This is a genomic window from Methylocystis sp., from assembly GCF_051062815.1.
In the GTDB taxonomy this organism is placed as follows: Bacteria; Pseudomonadota; Alphaproteobacteria; order Rhizobiales; family Beijerinckiaceae; genus Methylocystis.
Window position 1 is genome coordinate 57,230 of the sequence record NZ_JBPFDU010000071.1, and the last position, 21,465, is coordinate 78,694.

A 21,465-nucleotide genomic window follows, 5' to 3' on the forward strand; every position below is an offset into this window, starting at 1 on the left:
TGACGTATCCTTTGAGGAGCAGATCCCGACCCGCCTCCACACGACGAAGTCACAATGGCAGGCGTGTTCAGGGAGCGGCAAGTCGGGACGAAGGCTCAAATTTGTCACGGACGTCCAGAATATTTTCGCTGCACGCGGTCAACCATCTTCATCGCCTTCTTGCTCAACCGACGCAGCGCCACCCAGCGCGTCATAGCGACGCGACGCCAACCACTGAAGACGCAAGGCCTGTGTCAGCAATACGCGTCGTAATCCACCCTGGACCTTTCGCTCGGAGATCACCTGCGCAAGCCGCGAAATAATGAGCGCTCTTCGAGCAATCCGAAAATCGGGATGTGATCGGAGCTCATAGACGCGGTCGGAAACAATTCTCGCGCGCAGGGATCGGGGCGCTTCGACGACGAGCGACCCAGGCGGTGGATCCTTCTCGTTCAGGATCGCTTTGAACTCTGACCGATCAACCGCGAGCTGCGTGATCAATCGCTCCAAAGCATCCAGTTGCTTGCGCGCGTCGGCATCCTTGCCACTTGTCTCCTGATATTGTGGCAGCGGCCAGACCTCGATTTCGAGCACTTCGAACGGATCAAGCACTGACATGGCAACAGCATCAGTGCGCTGATTGGTCAGGTGACGACGAATGCGCGTGCGCAGCATCTCGTTCGTCTGCCCGACATAGATGGGTTCGCCGTCATAATCGAAGAAGGCGTAAACGCCCCATTTGTAATTCCCGACACGGCGAGTCTGCCCCACGGCCTCTTCGAACGATGTATCCAGAAACCTCGCCAGATTGGCTCGCAGATCCTCCGTCTCGAACGGTGGAAAGTTTATGAAATCGGGATCGCGACGAGGAGTGGGCTCGTTCGGACTAGGCATGTCGGATCGCCGTCATGTCGGAGGAATGCTGCACCACGCCTCCCCGTTCGATCGTCGTGCGCCGCATCGTCTCATCGCCGAGCGAGGCTATTTCGAAGCTGACATGATTAATCTCGTTATCGCGACCTCCAAAGCAGGAATGGAATGCAGCGAGGAGTTCGACGGTCAGCAGTGATTGCGCGCCGACTTTCGGCGCTTCCACAGAGGGTATCGAGGATGGGAACAGATAGATGCAGGGCGGCGGCGCACAAAAAGGACCAATCACGGTCGTTCTGGCATCGCTCTCGTCCAACAGCTTTGGACAGGCGCGTCCGACCGTTCCGCACACCATATCCCAGATGACGAGACCATCGACGCGCTGATTGCGCGCGATGATCTGAGCGCTTATGCGCGTATGAACCCCAGACCAGGCGTTGCACCGCGGGTCGGCGCCAACATTGGTGCACAGGCTCCAAAGGACAAATTCATCTGCGCCGTCCGGGCGCTCGAAAATTTTCGAGTTGTCGCCGTCCAAACAGCCTTTCAGGTCGATGATCGTCGTTCGACCGCTTGGTAGCGTCACAACATAGTCATAAAACACGCCGCGCTTGGCCCGGTCCCAGCCCGCGATGAAGCCTCCATCCTCCATGTGGTTGAGAACATGCTGGACGAACTCTCGCTTGCCTCGCATCGCTGCGGCAAACTCTCCACGCACCTGTTGAATAGCGCCGCGGAAAATCGGCGAGGCGTAGAAGTCTTTCTCCGCAAGCCCGTGGTCGCCGAGCTTATGGGCTTGCGTCTTGAGCCCTTCAGCAAATTCTGCGATCTGCTGGCGCACGCTTGGGTCCTGCTCGCAAGGAATAACGCTCACGCGGCCCTCTCCGCCTGAGCGCAGACGTCGAGAAGCGGTTCGAGCAGATAGCGCGTAAGATGCCGAACGACATCGACAGCAACGCCGTCGCCCGTCAAATGGTACGCCTCGTTGTAATTTTTTGGCAGCTTATACGCGTCATCAAGTCCCATCAATCGAGCGGTCTCCCGCGACGAAATCAGGCGCGATCGAATCTTGTTTCCATCGACGACGACGATCGTCTGGCGGCTTGAACCGCCTGCGGGCGTCCGCAGACATCCCAAGATATCGTCAAACCGAATTTCCGCCCGTTGGACCTTGACGCCATTTTCGTCGAGACGGGTGCGCTTGTAGACCCCGCCCACCATCCGACGCCCCGAACGCTTGGCGGCCTCAACCTTCGCCTTGTTGACCGGCGACATCATCGCCAAAATTTGCTTGGTTTCTGCGGCAGTATGCCAGTCGACGCTCGAAGGATTTTCTTCGATGATATCGGCGAAAGAAATCTTGCGACGCGGCGGCGTCGGTAAATTCCACCACAGCATCTTCTTCCTGGCGCGGGAGGAAACGCCGTCAACAGCTCTGCGCAATCCCAGCGTATGAAATGGCTCGATTGGCCCCGGCGACAGGAGCGACGGGTCTATCGTCACATCGTCTCTTACGCCGATCACAAACAATCGTGGCCGGGATTGCGGCACGAACAGAGAGGCGTTGATGATCAAGGCGCCGTATCGATATCCGGCTTCGCCGAAGGACTTGCAGATCGCTTCGAAATCTCGTCCGCCGTGGGAGGTCAGCGTGCCGCAAACATTCTCGATCGCGATAATCGTCGGCGCGCGATTATCGTCGATCAGCCCCGTGATGACATCCCAGAACGGATAGAAGGTTCCAGAGCGCTCTCCCTTCAACCCGGCTCCGCCTCCGGCCAAAGATAAATCCTGGCAGGGAAACGACCCCCAAATCAGATCGGCGTATCCTGACAACGCATCCACGGTGACCTGGCGAACATCGCCGACCTTGAGCTCTCCGCCCGAACCCCAGTTGGCTTGATAGGCGAGGCCTTTTTTGTGATCGAAATCATTCGCGAACAGACATGTCCAACCGGACCCAAGCCCTGCCCGGGCCATCCCGCCACCGGCAAAAAATTCATAAAAATTAGGCATGACGCTTCCGCTCAATGGCTTGGTCGTCGACCAGAACATCGTCCCGTTCAAGCTTTTCCTTGATGGCCTCGGCAATCCAAGTGTTCCTGGAGACATTGCCGGGTCGCGCGCTCCGCGCTTGATCGATCGCTTCGAAGGTCTCGGGTGACAACCGAAGATTGATGCGATCCAGCGGACGAATCGCCTGATTTTTTGAAGAATCGAGCATGCAGCGAAGCTGGCGCCTTTTTGGCGCCATGTCCAGCATGTTCTATATATGTTCCGAGCCGACGAGAGAGCCTATCGAGCCCATCTCACTTTAAAATTTCTCGTCCAGGTGACCTCCATGCGTTGGGCTCCGCGCTCGTTCCCCGTAAAAATCCATCGCCACCTGAATGTCGCGGACTTGGCCGACATATCGCCCGAGGAACTCGAACAAGCGGAAGCGGAGGGCACGCTCGCAGGCAATCGCTCCTACTGCGATCTGCGGGGCTGCGGCTGGGGCGTCGTTCGCACAGCCCTCGATATCGAGACGAAACTGATTGACCGACTGAAGATGGCGGATGATGTCGAAGCGGAAATGTCGGCCTTCGAAGAGGAGCGCGCGACCGCATTCGAGGACGAGCCCGCACTCTGGGGGCTGGATGTCGGCGTCGCCTCCGCGACAATCGCGATTTCGGCCTACGGCTCAATCCCTGTGTCCAGCTGCAACGCAGGCGCTTTTGGCGGATGCCACTCAGCGCGCTATCCTTACGTTGGATTTTTTCTTCCAAAGGACTTGGCGCCTGAAATCATGCGTTGCGCCGAGGCCGCCGACATTGGGCTGCTCTGCGATGAAAGCGGACTCGCGCAAATTTATGGCCAAGGAGAAATGGATCTCGTCCGTTTCGCGCAAACTGCATGGCAAAGAAGCGCGGCTGGCGAAGAAGAGGCCCGATGATGAATGTATTTGAGCGATCAGCGGCGCGTTAGCCTTTTTCGTGATCAAGGTGGCGACACGCCGCGCCAAGCTGATGGCGACAGAGTCTCTTGCGGCGAGCAGATCGCCGCGCCGGTCAATGCGCGCCAAGCTTGGGCGCCGTTTGCTGACCGCCGCGACAAGCAATCTCATGATGCAAATTGGTCTGCTTGTGTTCGAGGGGCCGCGCGCGGCCCCTCAATCGCGCTCAGCGGGACTTCTTGCCCTGCGGCTTCGCGGCGGGCGCTTCCGTCTTCTTCGCCGGCTTGTCGGCAAGGTGCTGAATGTCCTCTACCGCGAAAGTGTAGCCGAACCGGCGCTCGCCATTAGCGGCTTTCCATTCGGTCTGCTTCGGGCGCGACGTCACTTGAACCAGGTCGCCGGATTCGAGTTTTTCGCGCGCCCATTTGATGCGCGATTCCTGCCGGGCAAAGATCGTATGTTCGATCCACTCGGGATTGTCGATCCACTCGCCATTGCCGTTCTTGTAGGGGTTGTTCGAGCAGACGGTGATGACGAGATTGGCGCCGACTTCCTTGAGCTGACCGACCCGGCCGACCTGAATGTGTGTGTTGAGCTGCGACATTTTCTCTCTCCTATCGTTGGGCCTCGGCCCGTTGCGATGGCGGTCTGAAAGCGCCGGGGTATGGAGACCACAGAGCCGCAAGGCCGTAAGGCCGCAGTGGGCAAGCGAAGCGCTGCGCGCCGGCCGCGACGGAGAATTTTGAAAGGGCGCGCCGCGCCCGTGCGCGAGGAATTGCCGCATAGCGGCAAGGGGAAAATTATTCGACGCAGGCGCCGACGTGGCTCCGCCGGCGCTAGACAAGCCAGTAAAGAGCAACGGGCGAAGGCACAAACATCACAAGAGAGATCTGTGCTGCGCTCGACACGCAACCAGGTCAGTCGAATTGTCCGCCCAGCCTCGAGCCTCTTCGTTCTCACACCATCGCGCAATGCCGAGAATTGGCTTGGCGATGATCGATCCCGCGTGGCCGTATCAATAATGCCATGGCGCGTCGTTCAAATGGGCTGATTATGAGAAGCCCGGCGCCTATTGAGTGACGGCCCCTACGCCGCGCAAACAGTCGACTCGGCTTGGGCGCGTGCACATCCGAAGCGTAAGGAAGCGAGTAAGAGACGAAGCCATGTCGCCGCGGGATGCGCCTGTTGCACGCAATCGAAGAACGGGCGACGTTGCGCTTTGTCTGCGACGCGGGGGCGGGCGGCTATCCAAATATAGGTCGATCTAATGCAGGGTGTTACGATGAACGAGATTGTTTTAGCGGACGCCGATCGCGAAGGTGAAACGATGACGGCGCGCGTCATACGCTATGATCGGGAGCAACGTCGCCTCGAACTTGCGGTGCCCAACACAACTGTTGTTTTTACACTTTACGGCGATGGCGAACGGTTCACGGGAGTGCTCGGCGGCCGAAGCTTCTATTGGGATGCGCCGCGCGCCGAGCCCGCGAAAAAGCGGGAGAAGCGTTAGCTCCGGCGCGTATCCCAATTGTCGTCACGAATTCGGCATTTTCAGCAGCTCCAGATAGCCCTGCTGCGTCATCCATCGTGCGCGGGCGTAATGGCTGTGATAGACGCGCCGCGCGCGTTCACGGTCGACGTCGGGATCAATGTTGAGGACGATCCGGCTCGCCTCCTCCCAGCCGGCGCCATCGCGCGCCGCATCGAGCAGGCGGAGATATACGATCATATGCGAGAGATCGTAGTCAGTCAGCTCGAGCGTCGTCGGCGCTACCTCTGCGACCGTGTCGGACTGATTGGGGATCATGCTTGGCCTCCATTAAAGCGCAGCCTATGCTTTGATCGCTCGTCGTAAGGCTGCAGCCGCAAGGTAGCCGATAGCTTATGTGGCGGCATTCAGGGTGCGCCGAGCGACAAGCGCAGCCCCGTGTCGCGACGCGTGGTAACTGAAGGTAAGTGATCGGGACACGCTCCGTGACTGATACGCGACGCCGTTCGCGTAGTATAATCGAGCCGCGATAGAGCGCCAGTATGGATGGCGCGACCGACTGGTGGTCGCGAGGGGAGTTCGCGCGAAGGGGAGCGAGAAACGGAATGGGTGTTGATCTCGTCCCGGATATTCAACGACCGCGCCAGCGGCTTAAGCCTTTCGCAGGAACAGCGCCATCAGCGAATTCGAAAGTTGGAAAGTCCGTCCATTCGGAGGCCGCTCGCTCCGCATTGTCAGCGCAGACGGCGCGTTTGCGCTACAAAGAGGCTCGCAACGCGAGCACAAGAAGGGGCCATATAGTCCCCGACGCGAGCGTAGCGACGCCAAAGGGCTATTGCCCGGCCCGCTTTTCGGAAAATTGCGACCTATGGTCCGAGTGAGCATAGCGACGGCGCGCGCCGCGCGCCGACACGAGGCCAGTGCGAGCCCGAAAAACGGGCGCTGTGATCAGCCCCGTAGTCGAGCCGACACGGATAGCGCTTGAATTACGCGCACACAATCATGCAGGCGTATCTCGTCGCACGGGAATTACAAAAGATAAACGACGATCAACCCGCGTTTGTAGCCTGAGCAGCAAACGTTTGGCGAAAGATGCCAGCCCGGTTGTTCGATACTTTTTCAAAGTTCTTGGCTTTGCAGGCGCTGTGCGACCGCGCTCAACGGAATGGTTCGCAACGCGCAACGCAATCTCCGAGCCTTCCCGTTTCGAGGTCGCCCGGACGCCAAAGTGTCAGCGTCAGCTGATTACGCTGCGTCCTCTTCGCCGCTATCGGTGCGACTAAGGACGTCGAAGACGTTGGCGACCACGTCCACGCCGTAGATCGTCTTGCCGTCCTTTTCATAGGACGTTTCGGCAACGCGACATTCGGCATAGATCGGTGCGCCCTTTCTGACATTCTTCAACACGAAAGCCGCGTCGCGCTCATTCAGGACGGTGACCGTAACCCAGTCGGTTTTCTCAATGCGCTCGCGCGATTTCTTGTCGGTCCAACTCCGGTTCGTCGCCACGCTGATCTTGGCGATTTTGCCATCATTGAACGCCTTCGGCTCTTGCCCGACATAACCGCGTAGAATGAAAAGATTGGTTGTTCTCATTGCGTTTCTCCAATCATGCGAAACGATCGCCGCCCAATTCCAAGGACGGATGTGCCGCACGCATTGGCTAGCACTTTATTAGAAGAATGGCGATAATAAGATTGTCTTGAATAGGGTTTGAGCTTTAAGATCGAGCCCTGCGACAGCGTGCTTCGTGCGCTCCGCCAGTGGGGAAGTGCAACACGAAGCCGTTGCCTCGACGCCGCCGCAAGGCCGGTCAAGACGAAAGGCGCCGCCGGCGCCGATGCGAGGAGGCTCGGTCGAGCAGGGCTCGGCCCAAACGCAGCACGAAATCAAGCTGAGAGGGACGCCGCCGCTTGCAGAAACGGATTGATACGCTTGACGAATTGAGGGCCCTGGCGATCGGCGCTGTGATGCTGTCGCATTTCGCGCTCGCCTTCGGGTCGCAATCGATCGTCGCGTTCTGGCTCAACCTCCCTGATCTCAGCGTCGGCGTCGATCTCTTCTTTGTCATTTCAGGCTTTTTGATCTTCCAGAATCTCGCCGATCTGACAGATAAAGCCTGCGATTTCACGCGCAGTATCGCGGCCTTCTATGCGCGCCGGCTGACCCGGATCGCGCTTCCGGCATGGGCGATCGTCGCAACGCTTGCACTGGCTCATCTTGAGCACCCCGCGCCGAACGCCACGGATCTTTGGACGGCGGCGGCGTTCGTCGCAAACGTCCATTGGGCGCGATGCGAAATCGTCCGCTGTGGCGACGCGCTCGCGACATCTCATTTCTGGTCGCTGGCGAGCGAAGCACAATTCTATCTCGTGGCGCCGGCGCTTCTGCTGGCTCGAGGACCCGCGCCGCTCTACGCGGCGATCACAGCCATTCTGCTGCTCGCGCTCATTCCCCGCCCGCATGGCTCGCTGCTCTGGGCGCTGCGCCCCGACGCGCTCCTGCTTGGCGCGGCGCTCGCCAGCGAGGTGCGGCGGAGCGCTGCCTGGCTGGTGAAGGCTCCGCCGGTGACCGCCGGAATGGCTGCGTGGTGGATACTGGTCGCGTCCATGTTGGCGCGGATTGCAATTGGTCCCTTCTCGGGGTTGGCCTGGACGCATGTCGCGCTGATCGGTGCCGGCGTTCTTCTGGGACGCCTTAAAGGGACGCCGATCGGGGGCTATGTGGGCGAAGCTATGCGCACGGTCGGCCGGGCGTCGTTCTCCGTCTATCTTGTCCACCTGCCGCTGATCGGCGTCGCAGCGGAATCGGTTGCCACGAGGATCGGTGTGCCGGCCGCCGTCCTTGGCGCTCTGGCCGCGATCGCCGCCGCGACGATGGTGATCGAATTCGCGATCGTCCGGCCGGCGGCGCAACTCGGCCGAGCTTGGAGCGTGCGCATCGCTTCTAATTATTCGCCAATCAGAAGCAGCCGCCTAAAGATCGGCTAAGCGCCTTGTGACAGCGAACGTCTTTCTGCGGAAACGACGCTTGCAAAAGTATCGCCAAAATCCATTCGCCGCGACTCAACGAATCGAAACGGCATGCATAGCCGGTGAAGCGAATTCGCAGATGTTCAAATTTAACCCGCATGTCGGTCATCGAGCATCGACAAGGCGTGACTGAACGATGACAATCAACTTTAGCAAATTTCTTCCAGTGCTTCAACAACGTAGCCACGAGCGCACCGCCTTCGCGGCCGCGCATCGAACAAATGCCGAATTATCGCCTTAACAATTCACAACGCTTACGGCGCTTCCAACAAATACTCCGTTTCGGCGCCAAATGCGAGACGACCGGACATTCCTTTTGATGCGGCACACATATGAGCTTACGCAAGACAAAGGCCAACGATAGACGCATCTGGTGTCCACCGTTGCGCCTGTACTTTCCAGGAATCTTCAGAATTTCGCGGACGTTTGCCAAACGACCGCGTCGGGAAAATGCGCCAGAGCTCCAACATATCGCTTATACACTTGATCCGAGCGCCATGGCGGCAATCGCCGGCTGCGTTGTCGATGAAATAGACCATCTCGACCGCAACGCGTCGCATTCGCTCATCCTTCGACATCACTGGTCACGATCGCTCGCCAGTTCCTATCTTGAGGGCGTCGAAGATGTGATGGACACGTGCGACAGCATGGGAATTTTCGAGGTCGATGACTCGGTGTTCACACTCACGGAGCGGTCGACGCGCGCGGACTGGCCAGCGCCGATGATCATCTACGTCGCAGAAATCTATGATGCACAAAACGAGATCGGCACCGAACATTTCGAAGTTGTCGTTGGCCCGAACGGACGGCCCGAGACCCGCGAATTGCTCGGCTGAGGGATGACATGGAAAACGAAGCAACACGCGGCTGGACGATTCAGCCCGACGGCGGAGAACCGTTGCCGGCGCCAATCATCGAGTTGGTCGAGCGTTGGCTTGCGCTGACGGATGGCGATCCAATCGCAGCCCTGGTGATCGCCGCGGAAGAATTGATGCTTTTGGCGCCCGCCACGAGCCGCGGCTTTTCGCGCTTGCCGCCAATCGAACGTCCGGCCAAAATAGGAGGTGGAAAATAGCGGGTAGCAAGGGGCGGAGGCGAAGGTCGCCGCCTGTGCGAAAGCATACTGGTTCGCACACGACGCTCTACTGTTGAGGGTAACAAAGCCACTTGAGCTGTGACCCCTTTAATGAGGTTCTACAAAAAATGACGCATAAGGTTCATTATGGAACGAGGTCGCATTGTCGAAAGTCACGGGTTTCGAAAAGGCAGGACTTAATGGCATCGACGAATTGGACGCACCTAATTTTACTGTGTCATAAGATGGCAGAATGGGATATTTTGAGGATTCACGCTCGATTCGGAGGGGGCTGTGGATCGAAATGGCTTGGATCCAGGGAGTGAAGGTCGGTTCGTTGAGTCGATGTCGTCGATCTTGGGACATGCGGATCGTATCGCGCCGTTTCGTTCCTATTGCACCGGCTTGATCCTTCCGGGCGAACGCAAGAGCGTCGAACCGATTGCCGCGCGTGTCGAGCCCAATCGTGTCCAGGCCGCGCATCAATCGCTCCACCATTTCGTCGCGAAGGCCGAGTGGTCCGATGAAGCGATGTTGAGGCAGGTGCGCACTCATGTTCTTCCGATGATCGAGAAGCATGGAGCCATAAAAGCGTGGATCATCGATGACACGGGGTTCCCCAAGCAGGGCGTTCATTCGGTCGGCGTGACGCGACAATATTGCGGGCAACTCGGCAAACAAGACAATTGTCAAGTCGCCGTATCTTTGTCAGTCGCCAACGATCACGCAAGTCTGCCGATCGCCTTTCGGCTTTATCTGCCGGAAGATTGGGCCAAGGACTCGGGGCGTCGCAGTAAGGCTGGCGTTCCCGAGGACGTCGTCTTCAAGACCAAACCGCAGATCGCGCTCGATCAAATCCGCGTCGCGCAAGCAGAAGGTGTGCCGGCTGGCGTCGTTTTGGCCGACGCCGGTTATGGGATCAATACGGCGTTCCGAACTGCGTTGATGAAGATGGGCCTGACTTATGTTGTCGGCATTCAGTCCTCCGCGCGCCTCTGGTCTTCGGGAACCGGTCCGTTGCCGCCGAAGACATGGACGGGCCAAGGACGCCCTCCGACGCTCCTGCGACGCGATGCGCAAAACAAACCCATGTCGACCAAACAACTGGCGATGTCGCTCCCGGAAGATGCTTGGCATGAGATCGCATGGCGCGAAGGCACGAACGAAAATCTCGCCTCCCGTTTCGCTGCTGTTCGAGTTCGACCTGCCCATCGCGACTATTGGCGTTCGACGCCTCATGCCGAAGAATGGCTTCTCGTCGAATGGCCCGAAGCTGAAAGCCAGCCGACCAAATATTGGCTTTCGACCTTGCCGCCGGACACGACCATCTCGGCGCTCGTCGAACACGCCAAATTGCGCTGGCGGATCGAGCGGGATTATCAGGAACTCAAACAAGAACTCGGCCTCGATCATTACGAAGGACGAGGGTGGCGCGGCTTTCACCACCACATGGCTCTCTGCGTCGCAGCCTATGGATTCCTGGTCTCCGAGAGGAGTCTGATTCCCCCCTCAGGCGTCAAAACCACAATCCTCGAAGCGCCTCGCCTATCCGACAGTTATCGACCCCGCGGATCCGCCGATCAGACCCGAACGCCACGTCGTCTCATCTATCGCGTGCATCCGCACGAGGTTGGCGCGCGCCTTGGTGCGACGGCTGTTCCGATGTCCGTGTTGCCAACGAAAAATCCAGCGGCAAACTTTATGACACAGTAAAACTAATGGGAATGCCGATGACGCCGAACATCAGCCAGACAGCAAAGCAAACGACAAACGCCCAAGTGGATACAGCTAGAACAAAGATGCTTCGCGAGCCCGGCATGAAGCCTCCAGCTTCCTAGCGCCTCGGCGAAACGCCGCCACAAGTTCAAGCTACTCGTCGCAATCAGATAATTGATGACATACGAAAAACGGATCGAATCTTGTTAGAGCCTGGAAAATTCGCCACAATCCAATTTCCATAATATCATGCAATGAACAAGCTTTCTGCTCAAGCATCATATTTGCCGCGGGACGGCGTCAATTATTCGAATAGCATGAGATCATGGCTGCCGGCGACGGCGCCAAGGACAGTGGCCAGACTCAATATCAGTAAAATGAGATGCAGCCTCTCGACCCGCGCGAATGCTGCTTCGGGGTCACTCTTTGCGCGCGCCTGCAACCATCGATGCAAGATCAACGGCTCGGCGACGAACAGCATCACTGTGAAAATAAGCCACACAATAACCATGGCGTGCATCCACCAATAGTTCACCGACAGAAAGCGGTCCCAAAGATCGAGCCGCATCAGCATGTATAATCCAGTCAATCCAGCAAGCAGCGTGGTGATCCGAGCCTGCCAGGCAAACCGCCGTTCGATGGCGTCGAAGAAAGTCAATCGCTCTTCGGGAGACTTGAAGCGACGAACTGCGGGAAGCAAGATGGTCGTCACAAAACTCACGCCGCCGATCCAGACGACGACGGCGAGAACATGCAGTGCACGCGCAATCGCAATCTCATCCATCGGCGCCTCCCGAGTTCGAACCTCGCGCCGGTTTTCGCAAAAGTGGAGGAACGAGGTCGCGCCCTCGACATTTTAGGCGATGAAACATAGAGATGCGGCGTAGGAGGTCCGGCGACGTCATGGCTGCAATTCCCCGCTACCGCCCGCAGGCCGGCCCCGCCGTGCTTTCGGCCGGATTTCGCCCGTTCTTCCTCGTTTCGGCGCTCTGGGCGTTCCTTGTCATCCCGATCTGGATCGCCTTTTTTGCCGGGCATGGTCAAGTGCCGACAGCGCTTCCGCCGGTTGTCTGGCATGTACATGAGATGGTCTTCGGCTTCGGCGCGGCGACGGTTGCTGGGTTCCTCTTGACTGCAATCCCGAACTGGACGGGGCGTATGCCTCTACAGGGCGGGCCGCTCGCCTTGCTCGTGCTGCTCTGGGCGGTTGGACGGATTGCCGTCCTGTTTTCCGCGAAGATCGGCGTCGATAGCGCGGCTGCTCTCGATCTCGCGTTCCCGATTCTGTTCCTTCTCGTAGTCGCCCGAGAGATCATCGCGGGACGAAATTGGCGTAATCTGCCGATGCTGGGCGCGCTCCTGTTTCTGCTCCTCGGCAACCTGCTCGTGCATTTCGAGTCGGTGGGGATTGCCAGGACCGCCGAACTCGGCAATCGGCTTGGCGTCGCCACGCTACTCATGCTCATCAGCTTCATCGGCGGCCGCATTGTCCCGAGCTTTACGCGCAATTGGCTCGCCAAGGAGCAGCCCGGAGTCGCCATGCCGGCGGCGTTCGACGTTGTCGATCGCACCGTCCTTGCTGTGACGGGCCTGGCGCTGGCGGTCTGGACGTTGACGCCCGAAGGGGTAGCGACGCCCTGGATCGAGCTTGCCGCCGGTCTCATGCTCGGCGTGCGTCTAGCGCGTTGGCGCGGCGAAGCGACATTGCGCGAACCGCTTCTATGGGTATTGCATCTTGGCTACGGATGGCTATCGCTCGGTTTCTTACTCCTCGCGTTCAACAACCTACTTCCATTGCTGCCGCAGACCACGGCCCTGCATGCGCTCACAGTCGGAGCAATCGGGACCATGATTCTCGCGGTCATGACGCGAGCGTCGCTCGGCCACACGGGGCGTCCGCTGGTCGCCGGACCAGGTACGACGGCGATCTACGTATTGGTGACGCTCGCCGCTATTCTACGTCTTCTCGCGCCGCTCGATAGCGCGTGGTACCTGCTCATGCTGTCCCTCGCCGGAGCGGCTTGGAGCGCTGCATTCGGGCTCTTCGTGTTGCTATATGCGCGGCCGCTCGTGCGGCCTCGTGTCATTGGCGAGGATGCACGGCCGATCTGACCACGCCGGATGAATTTGCTCCACCGGCGTTTGCGGGAGGAGCGTACGACAGCCTTGGTCTACCCATCACTGTCATGTGAACTTGCGCAAACGCACCTCGCGCCCGCTGCCAGCATTGGGGCGGTATCCGACGGCTCTAGTCAGCGGGTCTTCGCCAATTGAGTGGCGCTCGTCGAGGCCGCGCTACTGATCGCCATTGCGCACGTCACTCGGCGTCCATATTTTCCTCAAAGGACATCCTGCAAAACGCTGCGGGAGCTTGATGGAAGCTTTTCGACTCGCGGCCGAGGCACCGAGGTTAGGCTTGCCGCCATAAGGGATCGAACGCCCATCGAAAGCCTACTTCAGCTGGCCAACGAGATGCTCGGCGTGCTGCTGATGTTCCTTAAACAGCTTGAGGCCGGTTTCAAGCAGGCTCTTCAATTCACCGTTTTGGGCGTCGGGGATGAGCACGGTTGCAAGCGCCCCGTTGACGGTCTGATGATAGGCGACTTCGTTCTGCGCGTACGCCTTGTCAAAGGCGGATCCGCTCAGCTTCGACAATTCCTCGCGCTTCTTGGCGGCGCCTTCCGTCAGAGATTTACTGGTCTCATTGTCTTCAGGCTTAACCTTTAGCTTTTCGACTAAGGCAAGCGCCTGCTTGTTGACTGCAGTGTGATCGCGGACCATTTCCTCAGCAAAGTCCTTGACGGTTTTGTTCTGCGATGTTTTCAGCGCGAGCTCTGCGGCCGCGATGTCGAGTTGCCCTGCAGTATACGCGATATGCGCAATTTGCGGATCGGTTGGTTTGGCTGCAGTTTGAGCCATTGCCCCAGACGCTGCGAAGCTCAATGTGACGGCGAGCAAAAGACGCGGACTACGGATCATGTTGGTGTCTCCTTAAAATATCGACTTCCCGCGCATGCGGGGGATGGCGCTTTATTAGATGCAGGGACGATCCAAAGGTTCGCGATAAATTTTGCGGGAACCTTTCTCGTCCCGGCGCATCCAACGGATATTGGAATGAATGTCGGAAGGGCTGCAATGAAAAATACCCAGGCAAGAATCGTGGACGCAGAGTGGAGGGGGTTGGCCGATGTCGACATCGTCGCGCATGTGGTCACAGGCGATGCCGGAGCTTTTGCCGAACTCATGCGGCGCTACAACCGCAAACTCTATCGTACCGCGAGGGCCATGACGGGCGATAATGGCGAGGCCGAGGATATTGTACAGGAAGCTTGGATGCGCGCCTACGCTCATATCGCGGATTTCCGCAATGAATCCGCGATTTCCACTTGGTTGGTCCGCATTGTCCTGAACGAGGCGCTTGGACGAAAACGGCGTGCTAGGTCGACCGTAGAATTGGACGAGACAAACGAGCGTCAAATGTCGAGCGTGATCATGCTTCCCAGCTGCGGGGCCAATCCCGAAAGCTCAATGTCGAGGACCCAGGTTCGGCATTTGCTCGAGCGGACGATCGATACGCTTCCACCTGACTTCCGCACGGTTTTCGTCTTGCGCAGCGTTGAAGAAATGTCCGGTGCCGAAGTCGCGCAACAGCTCGGGATTCCGGAAGCCACTGTCAAAACCAGGCTACATCGCGCCCGCGCGTTGATACGTCAGGAGCTTGAGAAAAACGTCCTGATTGCTCTCTCCGACGTGTTCCCCTTCGATGGCGCGCGATGCAAAGAACTGTCCAATCGTGTGATGGCCAGAATCGGACTGTTGCAAGATAAGAGTTAGAATTTGTACCGTCTCCATCCCAAAAGAAACATACATACCTGACTTCGACCGCGATTCGGAGCTGGTTCACAGACAGTTTATCTAAAGTCGGTAACAACTAGGTAAAACCACTCTCGATTTGTGCAGCTTCGCCTGCGGCGTTCCTTCTGGTGATCGGCGCGCCGGAAACGCACCCGTTGTGGTGTCTAACATGCGATGTCGTCGATTGATCACCTATGGAGACGGAAATGACTGAAGAGCAGGCTGGACCGAGCGGTCCCGATCTGACGCTGGGTGTGGCGCTCGCTGAGCTTGTCGACAGCGGAAAATTGGTTGGCCATGTCGGCGATGAAGAAGTGCTCCTCGTCCATAGCGAAAAAGAAGTGTTCGCTGTCGGGGCTCATTGCACGCATTACCACGCGCCTCTCGTCGACGGGTTCGTCGTTGACCACAGCCTGCGTTGTCCCTGGCACCATGCCTGTTTCGACCTGCGCACTGGAGAAGCCTTACGAGCTCCGGCTCTCGATCCTATCGCGTGCTGGTCGGTTGAGCAGCGTGACGGCAAAATCTTCGTGCAAAGAAAGCACGAAGCGGCGGCGCCGACGCTGCACGCCGCGACATCCGGAAAGACCCCCAAAAACATCGTAATCGTCGGCGGTGGCGCGGCGGGATTCGCGGCGGCCGAGCGATTACGCCGTGAGAATTATCGAGGAAGCATCATTATGTTGAGCAATGAGGATGTTGCGCCGATCGACCGGCCTAATTTGTCCAAAGATTATCTCGCAGAAAATGCGCCTGAAGAATGGCTTCCACTGAGACCTGATAATTTCTATTCCGAGCATGACATCGAACTTCGGCTTGGGGCCAATGCGACCCGCATTGACGCGCGTTTGCGTGAGGTCGCCCTCGCGGATGGGAGCAGGCTTTCCTACGATCGCCTGTTGATCGCGACTGGCTCCGAACCTATCCGCCTGTCGATTTCAGGCGCGAGTCTGCCGCATGTGCGCACATTACGTTCGCTCGCTGATTGTCGGGCTATCATCAAACATGCCGAAACGGCACGCCGAGCGGTCGTGCTCGGCGCGAGCTTCATCGGACTCGAAGTTGCAGCGTCTTTGCGCGCTCGTGGGATTGACGTCCATGTGATCGCTCCGGAGAAAAAGCCGATGGAGCGTATTTTTGGCTCTCAAATGGGCGATTTCGTGCGTGCGCTCCACGAGGAGCATGGTGTCGTTTTTCATCTTGAAGATGTTGCGAACGCCATCGACGAGAAACGGGTAACGCTGGGAAGCGGTCGCGTGCTCGAGGCGGATCTCGTGGTTGTCGGCGTCGGAGTGCGACCGCGGATCGAACTCGCGGAAATGGCCGGTCTCGCCATCGATCGCGGGATCGTCGTGGACTCTTATCTCGAAACGAACATCCCGGGGATCTTCGCGGCCGGCGATGTCGCGCGCTGGCCCGATCGCTACACTGGCGAGAACATTCGTGTCGAGCATTGGGTCGTTGCCGAACGGCAAGGACGAACCGCGGCGCTCAACATACTCGGACAGCGCGAAGAATTTACTGCCGTTCCGTTCTTCTGGAGCCAACATTACGATGTTCCGATTAACTATGTCGGTCATGCGGAGAAATGGGACGAACTCCAGATCGAGGGCGACATCGCAAGCAAGGATTGTCTTGTGCACTTCAAGCGCAACAGGCGCACGCTCGCCGTTGCCTCGATCTTCCGAGATATTGAGAGTCTGCAAGCTGAAATAACGATGGAACAAATCGGCGCCAGCTGAATCATCCACAACTTGGTAAGTTCTTGCTCGACGGTTGTGGTGTCCAAGACGGAGCGATAAACCGGTCTTCCCCTTTTGCTGGGACCGGTTTGTTGCGCGGTTGAAACGATGCTTGATAAAGGAGGCCCCGACAAGAAACACCCGAGCTACGGAGGCTCGCGACGGTCCCGTTCCGACGCTTGCATCCGATGATGATCCGAGGCAGCGGCACGCCGCACCCTGACATGGCCTTCGCGCCGTCCAGAAGAATGGAGCCGCCGCCCGGAGCTTGGCCGCCGATGCGTACTACTGCATCATGGTCAGGGTCCTTCGATCCTCCGCATACAAGTATGTGACGCGGTGATAACCCGCGTCTTTGGTGAACTCCCCTCGGAACGTTGAAATCCAGCGATCGCCTCCACTACAATGGCGGCCTGGTTCTACGGGTGCTACCGCGAACGTTTATCAGCGAGGCGTCGAAAAAAAGCGGTGTAGCAAATGAACCCTTGACTAAGACAACCCCATACAAGTCAGGGTCCTTTCCTCCGCCGGAATTACCCGACATCAACGGTCATACAACCCTGTCCGACTCCCGCCCGATCCACCGCCAACAGCGGTGTTGAAGCCGCGACCTCCGATCCAAACGGGCCTCCCCCGATTACCCGCATCACCCTTCCAACGTGCTGTGCCCACTACCCCGATGAATTGGTCCGGGTGCATCTGTCGATTGCTTCCCCGTCCACGCGGCCTTCCCCGTTATTCAGGCGGGTCGGCATCCATACCTTCACTTTCGAGGCCTCCTCGGACTTCACTCACGTTACGGCCCCTTGGATTGCTCAACCGCCCAAGGCGGCCTTTGTCACGAGGCTCCGATCCGGCAAGTTACCCAGCCAAACCGCTCGTCAGCTACCAGATCAATCGACAACTCTCTGGGTGGAACCTGCCTCCACTGGTGACACGCGCCGTTGGGGCGCACTGAATAGGATGGGCTAGTCGCCACTTGATGAAAGTTCAGGGGCAAGTCACGAATCATCAAAAAAGGCGGTGCCTATTAAGTAAGATTTCTTTGCGAGCGAGCATCTAAATCGTGACCCCACGAGAAAGGCGAAGCTTGTTCCTGTCCGCCACTTGCTTGAGGGCGAGCATGAAATTAACTTGAGGAGACGCCAATCATTCTTCAGCCGCGCGCACGAGTGCCGTGGGGAAGACTCAGCGGCTACGGCGCTCGGTGCATCGACATCGTACCATCGGAACCCCCGAAATTCACGCTGGTGCGATGGCGGGGGCGCTACGTGTTGTTGCGCCCCCGCACCTGTTCTACGAAGCAGACGTGTACCCCGCCTTTCAACCGACGCTGCAGCTCGACAAGCGCGGCCACGTCAACGCGCGGCGCGCCGATCGCCATGCCGGCGCAAACCACGGGATCGAACATCCAGCCGGCGATCGAAATCGCGACGCCGGCCGGCCCTTGCACTTGAAGGAATGGGCCAGTTGCGCGCTGCTCAACCCGACGAATCAAAACATTGCTGCCGCAATATGGATGCCATCGGTAGTGGACTTCCAATTCCTGACCGACATGGGCAGAATGAACGGGTGATGGCCCTCAATAGGAAGAACGCTCTCTTCGCGGGTTCCGATGGCGGGGCTGAGAACTGGGCGATCGTTGCCTCGCTTATCGAGACCTGCAAGATCAATGGCGTCGATCCGCAAGCCTATATGGGCGACGTCCTCACGAAGATCGTCGACGGCCATCTCGCCAGCAAACTCGACGACCTCATGCCCTGGGCCTACGCGCAGCCGGTCGCACTCAAAGACGTGGCCTGAAAACAGCGCTTACAGAGCAACGCGTAATCCTCCAACTGTTGCGATATCTCAGCAACGAACTCAAAGCGTCGCTCGTTTGCCTCGGCGTGATGGATGCCCGCGACGCGATCGCAGGCGATACTCAACTCTCGCGGCGTCTCGATCAAATCGTGCTGCCGCGATGGAAAGTAGAGGAAGAATTCCACGAGCTCATCAGCGCAGTTCTGCGAAGTTTGCCGATCAAACAACCTTCAGCCCTATCGAGCCAGGGCTTGCGTCATCTCGCGCGTATCAGCGACGGGGTCACTGCGCGTGTTTTCGCCATACTCAACGAATTGGCAATCGAGGCGATCCGGGCAGGCGCCGAGCGCATCACCGATGAGGACATCGAGTCATGGAAACCTGCCATTGAGAAGGAAACCATGTTCGCGTGACGCCCAAGCAAAGAAAGGCATTTCAAATGAGACTCGGTCCAAAATAGTCTCACATGAAATGCTGCAAATCGGATCATTCATCCCGAGTCCCGGATTGAACTGCCAATCGACAGGACCCATGTTCGATCGATTGGCACAAACGAAATCGCTGGCGTGTCAGCACGCCTCGTTTCGCAAACGGTTGGCGCGGCTCTCGTCGCGATTTGCAACCGACGCCCCAGAACCCCTCGAAGACTCAGTCCTGGTGATCGCCAGAACGTTGAAGTCCTTATCGAGGCGGAAGTCGTATTGGCCGCCCTTGCATTTCACGTCCTCGGCCTCCAGAACGCCCGACGCTTCCGATTCTTTCTCGTATTTTCCGCCTTCGCAACCCCAGGCACCGAGCGCTTGTTTGACCTTTGCAACCTCTGCATCGGTCAGCTTCGCATCGGAGAAAGCGCCGGGACTGAACAGAACCGCTTCGCCGGGGAATGTGACGAGATAGTTTGGAATAACGTTTGAACCCGTCTTCAAGACTGGGCCCCGGCTAACATTGGTTCCGACGCGTTTAGACTAATCCAAAGTGAAAGCGACATGGATCACATCCCGCCTTTCCCCCCTTCTAGGTGGTTAACACGCGTCATTGATTCTCGCGCGATATCGGCTGCAGCAGGGAGCAGTAACGCTCCTCCAAGCATGGCTAAGATCAAGATCGCAATCCAAGTAGTCTTGTAACTTGAGATCACTTCTTCGGCCACAAATCCTTGGAAAGGCGGCATCGCCGCAATGTCGACGATGAAGCCTAGGAAGGCAAAAAGCAAAGATACTACGATCAATCGCGCGACGGGATTCCTGGTCCAAGCATGTAAACCGGCTTCATAAGATGCCCGCTTGTTTTCATTGTTTGTTTCTGCAGCGCAGTTTTGTGCAACATCGCCGACAAACTCTCCGCACCGAAACAAACCGCCCTGCATTTGACCATCGCCAGACATTTTCGCGCCAGTTCCGTTCGCTTGATTTGCGGAAGGCAGAATTCCGGGACGGCTGAGGAAAACGTCGTCGGACCTTGAGCGATCAACTGCGTTTGCCGCCAGCGGAGACAGCGTGAGTAGGAAAGTGGCGAGCGCAAGTATCAGAAAGGATACGCGGTTCATGTGATTCCTCCTGCTATTTTGATTGTTATTCAACGACGCGAAAATCACCCATCATTCCCGACTGCATGTGCTGGATGACATGACAGTGATAGTGCCAATCGCCTGGCCCCACTCCTTCTCCCGCTTTCAATATGAATGACGTTCGGCTAATGGGGCCAACGTTAACTGTGTCGACTACGCCCGTGGTCCCTTGGTCGATCCAGCGGTGTCCATGCAGGTGAAAGGTGTGAAAGGCGGTGCCGAGGCCGATAACATGAAAACGAACTTTTTCACCGAGCCTCGCGCCCACAGTCGGGTTGGTCCACAGCGGGACCTCCTTGTCGCCCTCGACGATGTGATTGAGTTCCTGGCCCCAGAAGGTTGTCTCGTGCATCCAGAGAATGAACTCGCGTTTGACGTCTGCGAGATTCACGTCGACGATTTTGCCGTCGATGAGCGCGGGCGCCTTGTTGCTCGCTGGGTTGATGATGAGCGCCCCAAACAGGCCCTTATCCTCGGCGCCTAGCATTGGATTGCCGAAGGTGTGATCGTGATATGGCCATGTGCCCGCCGTTCCAGGCGCGGCCGTCCATTTATAGGTGTAAGGCTTGCCAGGAAATGCGGCTTCATCAGTGACGCCGTTCAACATCTTCATCGTGCCGTCGCTGTCGATTTTATAGTGCACGCCATGAACATGTATACTAACCGGCTGCGTGGCGTCGGCGACGCCGTGCTGCAATGTCACTTCCGCGGTGTCGCCCTCCTTGATGACCAAGGTCGGGCCTGGAATGGTCGGTCCTGTTGCGTAGCGGCCAGTGACGTCGCGTTCTTGTCCGTTCGATGCCTTGACCTTGTGGCTGACCATTTCATAGGCCAATTGGCCGGACGGCAGGGCGCTCGCTTTGAGCGTTATCAAGTGATGCTCGCCAGCAAACGCTGCGCCCGCCGCCAATAACCCGCTGGGAGCCATAAACGACAGCGCGAAGGCGAGCCAAAGCCCCAGCTTGGGATGGAGTTTTATCATCGCATCGTTCTCCCTCGGGATGGGAACCAAACTGTAAGCCGACGATCCCAGTGATCGTGGGCTGGCTGGTTCATCCCGACGCGTCTTAGATGCGATGAGGAGACGAAGTCTTACTTCGAAGGATCAGCGGGATTTTCTTTGCCGACAATTTTTAGGAGGGCGAGATAAACCTCTTCGTACTCGGGGCATTGATGCATATGATGATTGACCTCCGGCAATAAGGTCTCGGCGTTTTGCCCAGAAAGCTGCAGGTCCACGTCATAGCGAAGCTTGTCAAAATATTCGGTGCAGAGCATCTCCTCACCGCTCTTTGCGGCGAAGATCGTGTCGATGAAGCGGGTGAAGTCTTTCCTTTTCATGTCGAATTCCGGCACAATCTATATAAGATGCGTTGAACAGAGAGACCATGAGGAAGTGTGG

At 57.9% G+C, this 21,465-nt stretch carries 24 protein-coding genes and 1 pseudogene; 12 read left to right on the top strand and 13 right to left on the bottom strand.

The window, feature by feature from the left end; translation table 11 throughout:
* Nucleotides 1-138 precede the first annotated feature (138 nt).
* Genes ACR65W_RS11935 through ACR65W_RS11950 form a run of 4 tightly spaced genes read right to left on the bottom strand, consistent with a single transcriptional unit; the run spans nt 139 to nt 3,112 of the window.
* Nucleotides 139-873, bottom strand: a complete 735-nt coding sequence (locus ACR65W_RS11935) for a GIY-YIG nuclease family protein (RefSeq protein ID WP_434499136.1) — start codon at nt 871-873, stop codon at nt 139-141.
* Nucleotides 866-1,723 (bottom strand): hypothetical protein, encoded by an 858-nt coding sequence (locus ACR65W_RS11940; RefSeq protein WP_434499137.1) that lies wholly within the window; start codon nt 1,721-1,723, stop codon nt 866-868. The genes ACR65W_RS11935 and ACR65W_RS11940 overlap by 8 nt, the downstream gene beginning before the upstream one ends.
* Entirely contained in the window at nt 1,720-2,865 is a 1,146-nt protein-coding gene (locus ACR65W_RS11945) for a DNA cytosine methyltransferase (protein ID WP_434499138.1), read from the bottom strand. The genes ACR65W_RS11940 and ACR65W_RS11945 overlap by 4 nt, the downstream gene beginning before the upstream one ends.
* A complete protein-coding gene (locus ACR65W_RS11950; protein WP_434499139.1) occupies nt 2,858-3,112 on the bottom strand; it encodes a hypothetical protein in 255 nt (84 codons plus the stop codon). The genes ACR65W_RS11945 and ACR65W_RS11950 overlap by 8 nt, the downstream gene beginning before the upstream one ends.
* A gap of 78 nt (nt 3,113-3,190) precedes the next feature.
* Here ACR65W_RS11950 and ACR65W_RS11955 point away from each other — a divergent pair, with 78 nt between their 5' ends.
* Complete coding sequence (locus ACR65W_RS11955; protein ID WP_434499140.1) at nt 3,191-3,784, top strand: hypothetical protein; 594 nt, start codon at nt 3,191-3,193, stop codon at nt 3,782-3,784.
* Nucleotides 3,785-4,010: 226 nt separating this feature from the next.
* On the opposite strand, the gene ACR65W_RS11960 is transcribed toward ACR65W_RS11955, so the two are convergent.
* Complete coding sequence (locus tag ACR65W_RS11960) at nt 4,011-4,388, bottom strand: single-stranded DNA-binding protein (RefSeq protein ID WP_196399270.1); 378 nt, start codon at nt 4,386-4,388, stop codon at nt 4,011-4,013.
* 678 nt (nt 4,389-5,066) lie between these two features.
* Here ACR65W_RS11960 and ACR65W_RS11965 point away from each other — a divergent pair.
* The gene (locus ACR65W_RS11965; RefSeq protein ID WP_196399269.1) at nt 5,067-5,294 is read left to right on the top strand and encodes a hypothetical protein; all 228 of its coding nucleotides are present in this window, start codon (nt 5,067-5,069) and stop codon (nt 5,292-5,294) included.
* 24 nt (nt 5,295-5,318) lie between these two features.
* On the opposite strand, the gene ACR65W_RS11970 is transcribed toward ACR65W_RS11965, so the two are convergent.
* Together ACR65W_RS11970 and ACR65W_RS11975 are read right to left on the bottom strand one after the other, a co-directional pair.
* Nucleotides 5,319-5,591 carry a DUF2285 domain-containing protein gene (locus ACR65W_RS11970; RefSeq protein WP_434496221.1) on the bottom strand — a complete coding sequence of 91 codons (273 nt, stop codon included), beginning with the start codon at nt 5,589-5,591 and terminating at the stop codon, nt 5,319-5,321.
* A 927-nt stretch (nt 5,592-6,518) separates the two neighbouring features.
* A complete protein-coding gene (locus tag ACR65W_RS11975) occupies nt 6,519-6,869 on the bottom strand; it encodes a single-stranded DNA-binding protein (RefSeq protein WP_424375644.1) in 351 nt (116 codons plus the stop codon).
* A 317-nt stretch (nt 6,870-7,186) separates the two neighbouring features.
* On the opposite strand from ACR65W_RS11975, the gene ACR65W_RS11980 reads away from it, so the two are divergent.
* The 4 genes from ACR65W_RS11980 to ACR65W_RS11995 all read left to right on the top strand — a co-directional run bounded on the left by ACR65W_RS11980 (nt 7,187) and on the right by ACR65W_RS11995 (nt 11,093).
* Nucleotides 7,187-8,263 carry an acyltransferase family protein gene (locus ACR65W_RS11980; RefSeq protein WP_424375646.1) on the top strand — a complete coding sequence of 359 codons (1,077 nt, stop codon included), beginning with the start codon at nt 7,187-7,189 and terminating at the stop codon, nt 8,261-8,263.
* 539 nt (nt 8,264-8,802) lie between these two features.
* Entirely contained in the window at nt 8,803-9,141 is a 339-nt protein-coding gene (locus tag ACR65W_RS11985; protein WP_434499141.1) for a hypothetical protein, read from the top strand.
* A gap of 8 nt (nt 9,142-9,149) precedes the next feature.
* A complete protein-coding gene (locus tag ACR65W_RS11990) occupies nt 9,150-9,380 on the top strand; it encodes a hypothetical protein (protein WP_175095979.1) in 231 nt (76 codons plus the stop codon).
* Nucleotides 9,381-9,674: 294 nt separating this feature from the next.
* Nucleotides 9,675-11,093: an IS701 family transposase gene (locus ACR65W_RS11995; protein ID WP_434502667.1), complete on the top strand. Its 1,419-nt coding sequence runs from the start codon at nt 9,675-9,677 to the stop codon at nt 11,091-11,093.
* Between the two features lie 307 nt (nt 11,094-11,400).
* Here ACR65W_RS11995 and ACR65W_RS12000 read toward each other — a convergent pair whose 3' ends face one another.
* Nucleotides 11,401-11,880 (bottom strand): hypothetical protein, encoded by a 480-nt coding sequence (locus ACR65W_RS12000; RefSeq protein WP_175095640.1) that lies wholly within the window; start codon nt 11,878-11,880, stop codon nt 11,401-11,403.
* Nucleotides 11,881-11,999: 119 nt separating this feature from the next.
* Between ACR65W_RS12000 and ACR65W_RS12005 the strand changes: the two genes are divergently transcribed.
* Nucleotides 12,000-13,208 (top strand): NnrS family protein, encoded by a 1,209-nt coding sequence (locus ACR65W_RS12005; RefSeq protein ID WP_175095641.1) that lies wholly within the window; start codon nt 12,000-12,002, stop codon nt 13,206-13,208.
* Between the two features lie 339 nt (nt 13,209-13,547).
* Here the strand turns inward: ACR65W_RS12005 and ACR65W_RS12010 are convergent, their stop codons facing one another.
* Entirely contained in the window at nt 13,548-14,075 is a 528-nt protein-coding gene (locus tag ACR65W_RS12010; protein ID WP_175095642.1) for a DUF4142 domain-containing protein, read from the bottom strand.
* A 156-nt stretch (nt 14,076-14,231) separates the two neighbouring features.
* Between ACR65W_RS12010 and ACR65W_RS12015 the strand changes: the two genes are divergently transcribed.
* The 5 genes and pseudogenes from ACR65W_RS12015 to ACR65W_RS12035 all read left to right on the top strand — a co-directional run bounded on the left by ACR65W_RS12015 (nt 14,232) and on the right by ACR65W_RS12035 (nt 18,909).
* Complete coding sequence (locus tag ACR65W_RS12015) at nt 14,232-14,930, top strand: RNA polymerase sigma factor (RefSeq protein ID WP_175095643.1); 699 nt, start codon at nt 14,232-14,234, stop codon at nt 14,928-14,930.
* Between the two features lie 227 nt (nt 14,931-15,157).
* The gene (locus tag ACR65W_RS12020; protein ID WP_175095644.1) at nt 15,158-16,693 is read left to right on the top strand and encodes an FAD-dependent oxidoreductase; all 1,536 of its coding nucleotides are present in this window, start codon (nt 15,158-15,160) and stop codon (nt 16,691-16,693) included.
* A gap of 1,255 nt (nt 16,694-17,948) precedes the next feature.
* Entirely contained in the window at nt 17,949-18,269 is a 321-nt protein-coding gene (locus ACR65W_RS12025; protein WP_175095645.1) for a hypothetical protein, read from the top strand.
* Nucleotides 18,263-18,496: pseudogene (locus tag ACR65W_RS12030) on the top strand (transposase domain-containing protein); the annotation flags it as partial. The gene ACR65W_RS12025 and the pseudogene ACR65W_RS12030, both read left to right, overlap by 7 nt.
* Nucleotides 18,493-18,909 carry a TniB family NTP-binding protein gene (locus tag ACR65W_RS12035; RefSeq protein WP_269750345.1) on the top strand — a complete coding sequence of 139 codons (417 nt, stop codon included), beginning with the start codon at nt 18,493-18,495 and terminating at the stop codon, nt 18,907-18,909. The pseudogene ACR65W_RS12030 and the gene ACR65W_RS12035, both read left to right, overlap by 4 nt.
* Before the next feature lie 156 nt (nt 18,910-19,065).
* Here the strand turns inward: ACR65W_RS12035 and ACR65W_RS12040 are convergent, their stop codons facing one another.
* The 4 genes from ACR65W_RS12040 to ACR65W_RS12055 all read right to left on the bottom strand — a co-directional run bounded on the left by ACR65W_RS12040 (nt 19,066) and on the right by ACR65W_RS12055 (nt 21,404).
* The gene (locus ACR65W_RS12040; protein WP_175095646.1) at nt 19,066-19,422 is read right to left on the bottom strand and encodes a hypothetical protein; all 357 of its coding nucleotides are present in this window, start codon (nt 19,420-19,422) and stop codon (nt 19,066-19,068) included.
* Between the two features lie 65 nt (nt 19,423-19,487).
* Nucleotides 19,488-20,042 carry a hypothetical protein gene (locus tag ACR65W_RS12045; protein WP_196399006.1) on the bottom strand — a complete coding sequence of 185 codons (555 nt, stop codon included), beginning with the start codon at nt 20,040-20,042 and terminating at the stop codon, nt 19,488-19,490.
* Between the two features lie 25 nt (nt 20,043-20,067).
* Entirely contained in the window at nt 20,068-21,075 is a 1,008-nt protein-coding gene (locus ACR65W_RS12050; protein WP_434502669.1) for a multicopper oxidase domain-containing protein, read from the bottom strand.
* A gap of 80 nt (nt 21,076-21,155) precedes the next feature.
* Nucleotides 21,156-21,404 (bottom strand): hypothetical protein, encoded by a 249-nt coding sequence (locus ACR65W_RS12055; protein ID WP_175095648.1) that lies wholly within the window; start codon nt 21,402-21,404, stop codon nt 21,156-21,158.
* Between the last annotated feature and the right edge of the window lie 61 nt (nt 21,405-21,465).

Coding starts and splice junctions, on each gene's coding strand:
- ACR65W_RS11955 (WP_434499140.1), top strand. CDS start 3,191: ATGCGTTGGGCTCCGCGCTCGTTCCCCGTAAAAATCCATCGCCACCTG.
- ACR65W_RS12055 (WP_175095648.1), bottom strand. CDS start 21,404: ATGAAAAGGAAAGACTTCACCCGCTTCATCGACACGATCTTCGCCGCA.
- ACR65W_RS11935 (WP_434499136.1), bottom strand. CDS start 873: ATGCCTAGTCCGAACGAGCCCACTCCTCGTCGCGATCCCGATTTCATA.
- ACR65W_RS11985 (WP_434499141.1), top strand. CDS start 8,803: ATGGCGGCAATCGCCGGCTGCGTTGTCGATGAAATAGACCATCTCGAC.
- ACR65W_RS11945 (WP_434499138.1), bottom strand. CDS start 2,865: ATGCCTAATTTTTATGAATTTTTTGCCGGTGGCGGGATGGCCCGGGCA.
- ACR65W_RS12025 (WP_175095645.1), top strand. CDS start 17,949: ATGGCGGGGGCGCTACGTGTTGTTGCGCCCCCGCACCTGTTCTACGAA.
- ACR65W_RS11970 (WP_434496221.1), bottom strand. CDS start 5,591: ATGATCCCCAATCAGTCCGACACGGTCGCAGAGGTAGCGCCGACGACG.
- ACR65W_RS12005 (WP_175095641.1), top strand. CDS start 12,000: ATGGCTGCAATTCCCCGCTACCGCCCGCAGGCCGGCCCCGCCGTGCTT.
- ACR65W_RS12010 (WP_175095642.1), bottom strand. CDS start 14,075: ATGATCCGTAGTCCGCGTCTTTTGCTCGCCGTCACATTGAGCTTCGCA.
- ACR65W_RS12015 (WP_175095643.1), top strand. CDS start 14,232: ATGAAAAATACCCAGGCAAGAATCGTGGACGCAGAGTGGAGGGGGTTG.
- ACR65W_RS11950 (WP_434499139.1), bottom strand. CDS start 3,112: ATGCTGGACATGGCGCCAAAAAGGCGCCAGCTTCGCTGCATGCTCGAT.
- ACR65W_RS11960 (WP_196399270.1), bottom strand. CDS start 4,388: ATGTCGCAGCTCAACACACACATTCAGGTCGGCCGGGTCGGTCAGCTC.
- ACR65W_RS12000 (WP_175095640.1), bottom strand. CDS start 11,880: ATGGATGAGATTGCGATTGCGCGTGCACTGCATGTTCTCGCCGTCGTC.
- ACR65W_RS12020 (WP_175095644.1), top strand. CDS start 15,158: ATGACTGAAGAGCAGGCTGGACCGAGCGGTCCCGATCTGACGCTGGGT.
- ACR65W_RS11965 (WP_196399269.1), top strand. CDS start 5,067: ATGAACGAGATTGTTTTAGCGGACGCCGATCGCGAAGGTGAAACGATG.
- ACR65W_RS11990 (WP_175095979.1), top strand. CDS start 9,150: ATGGAAAACGAAGCAACACGCGGCTGGACGATTCAGCCCGACGGCGGA.
- ACR65W_RS12045 (WP_196399006.1), bottom strand. CDS start 20,042: ATGAACCGCGTATCCTTTCTGATACTTGCGCTCGCCACTTTCCTACTC.
- ACR65W_RS11975 (WP_424375644.1), bottom strand. CDS start 6,869: ATGAGAACAACCAATCTTTTCATTCTACGCGGTTATGTCGGGCAAGAG.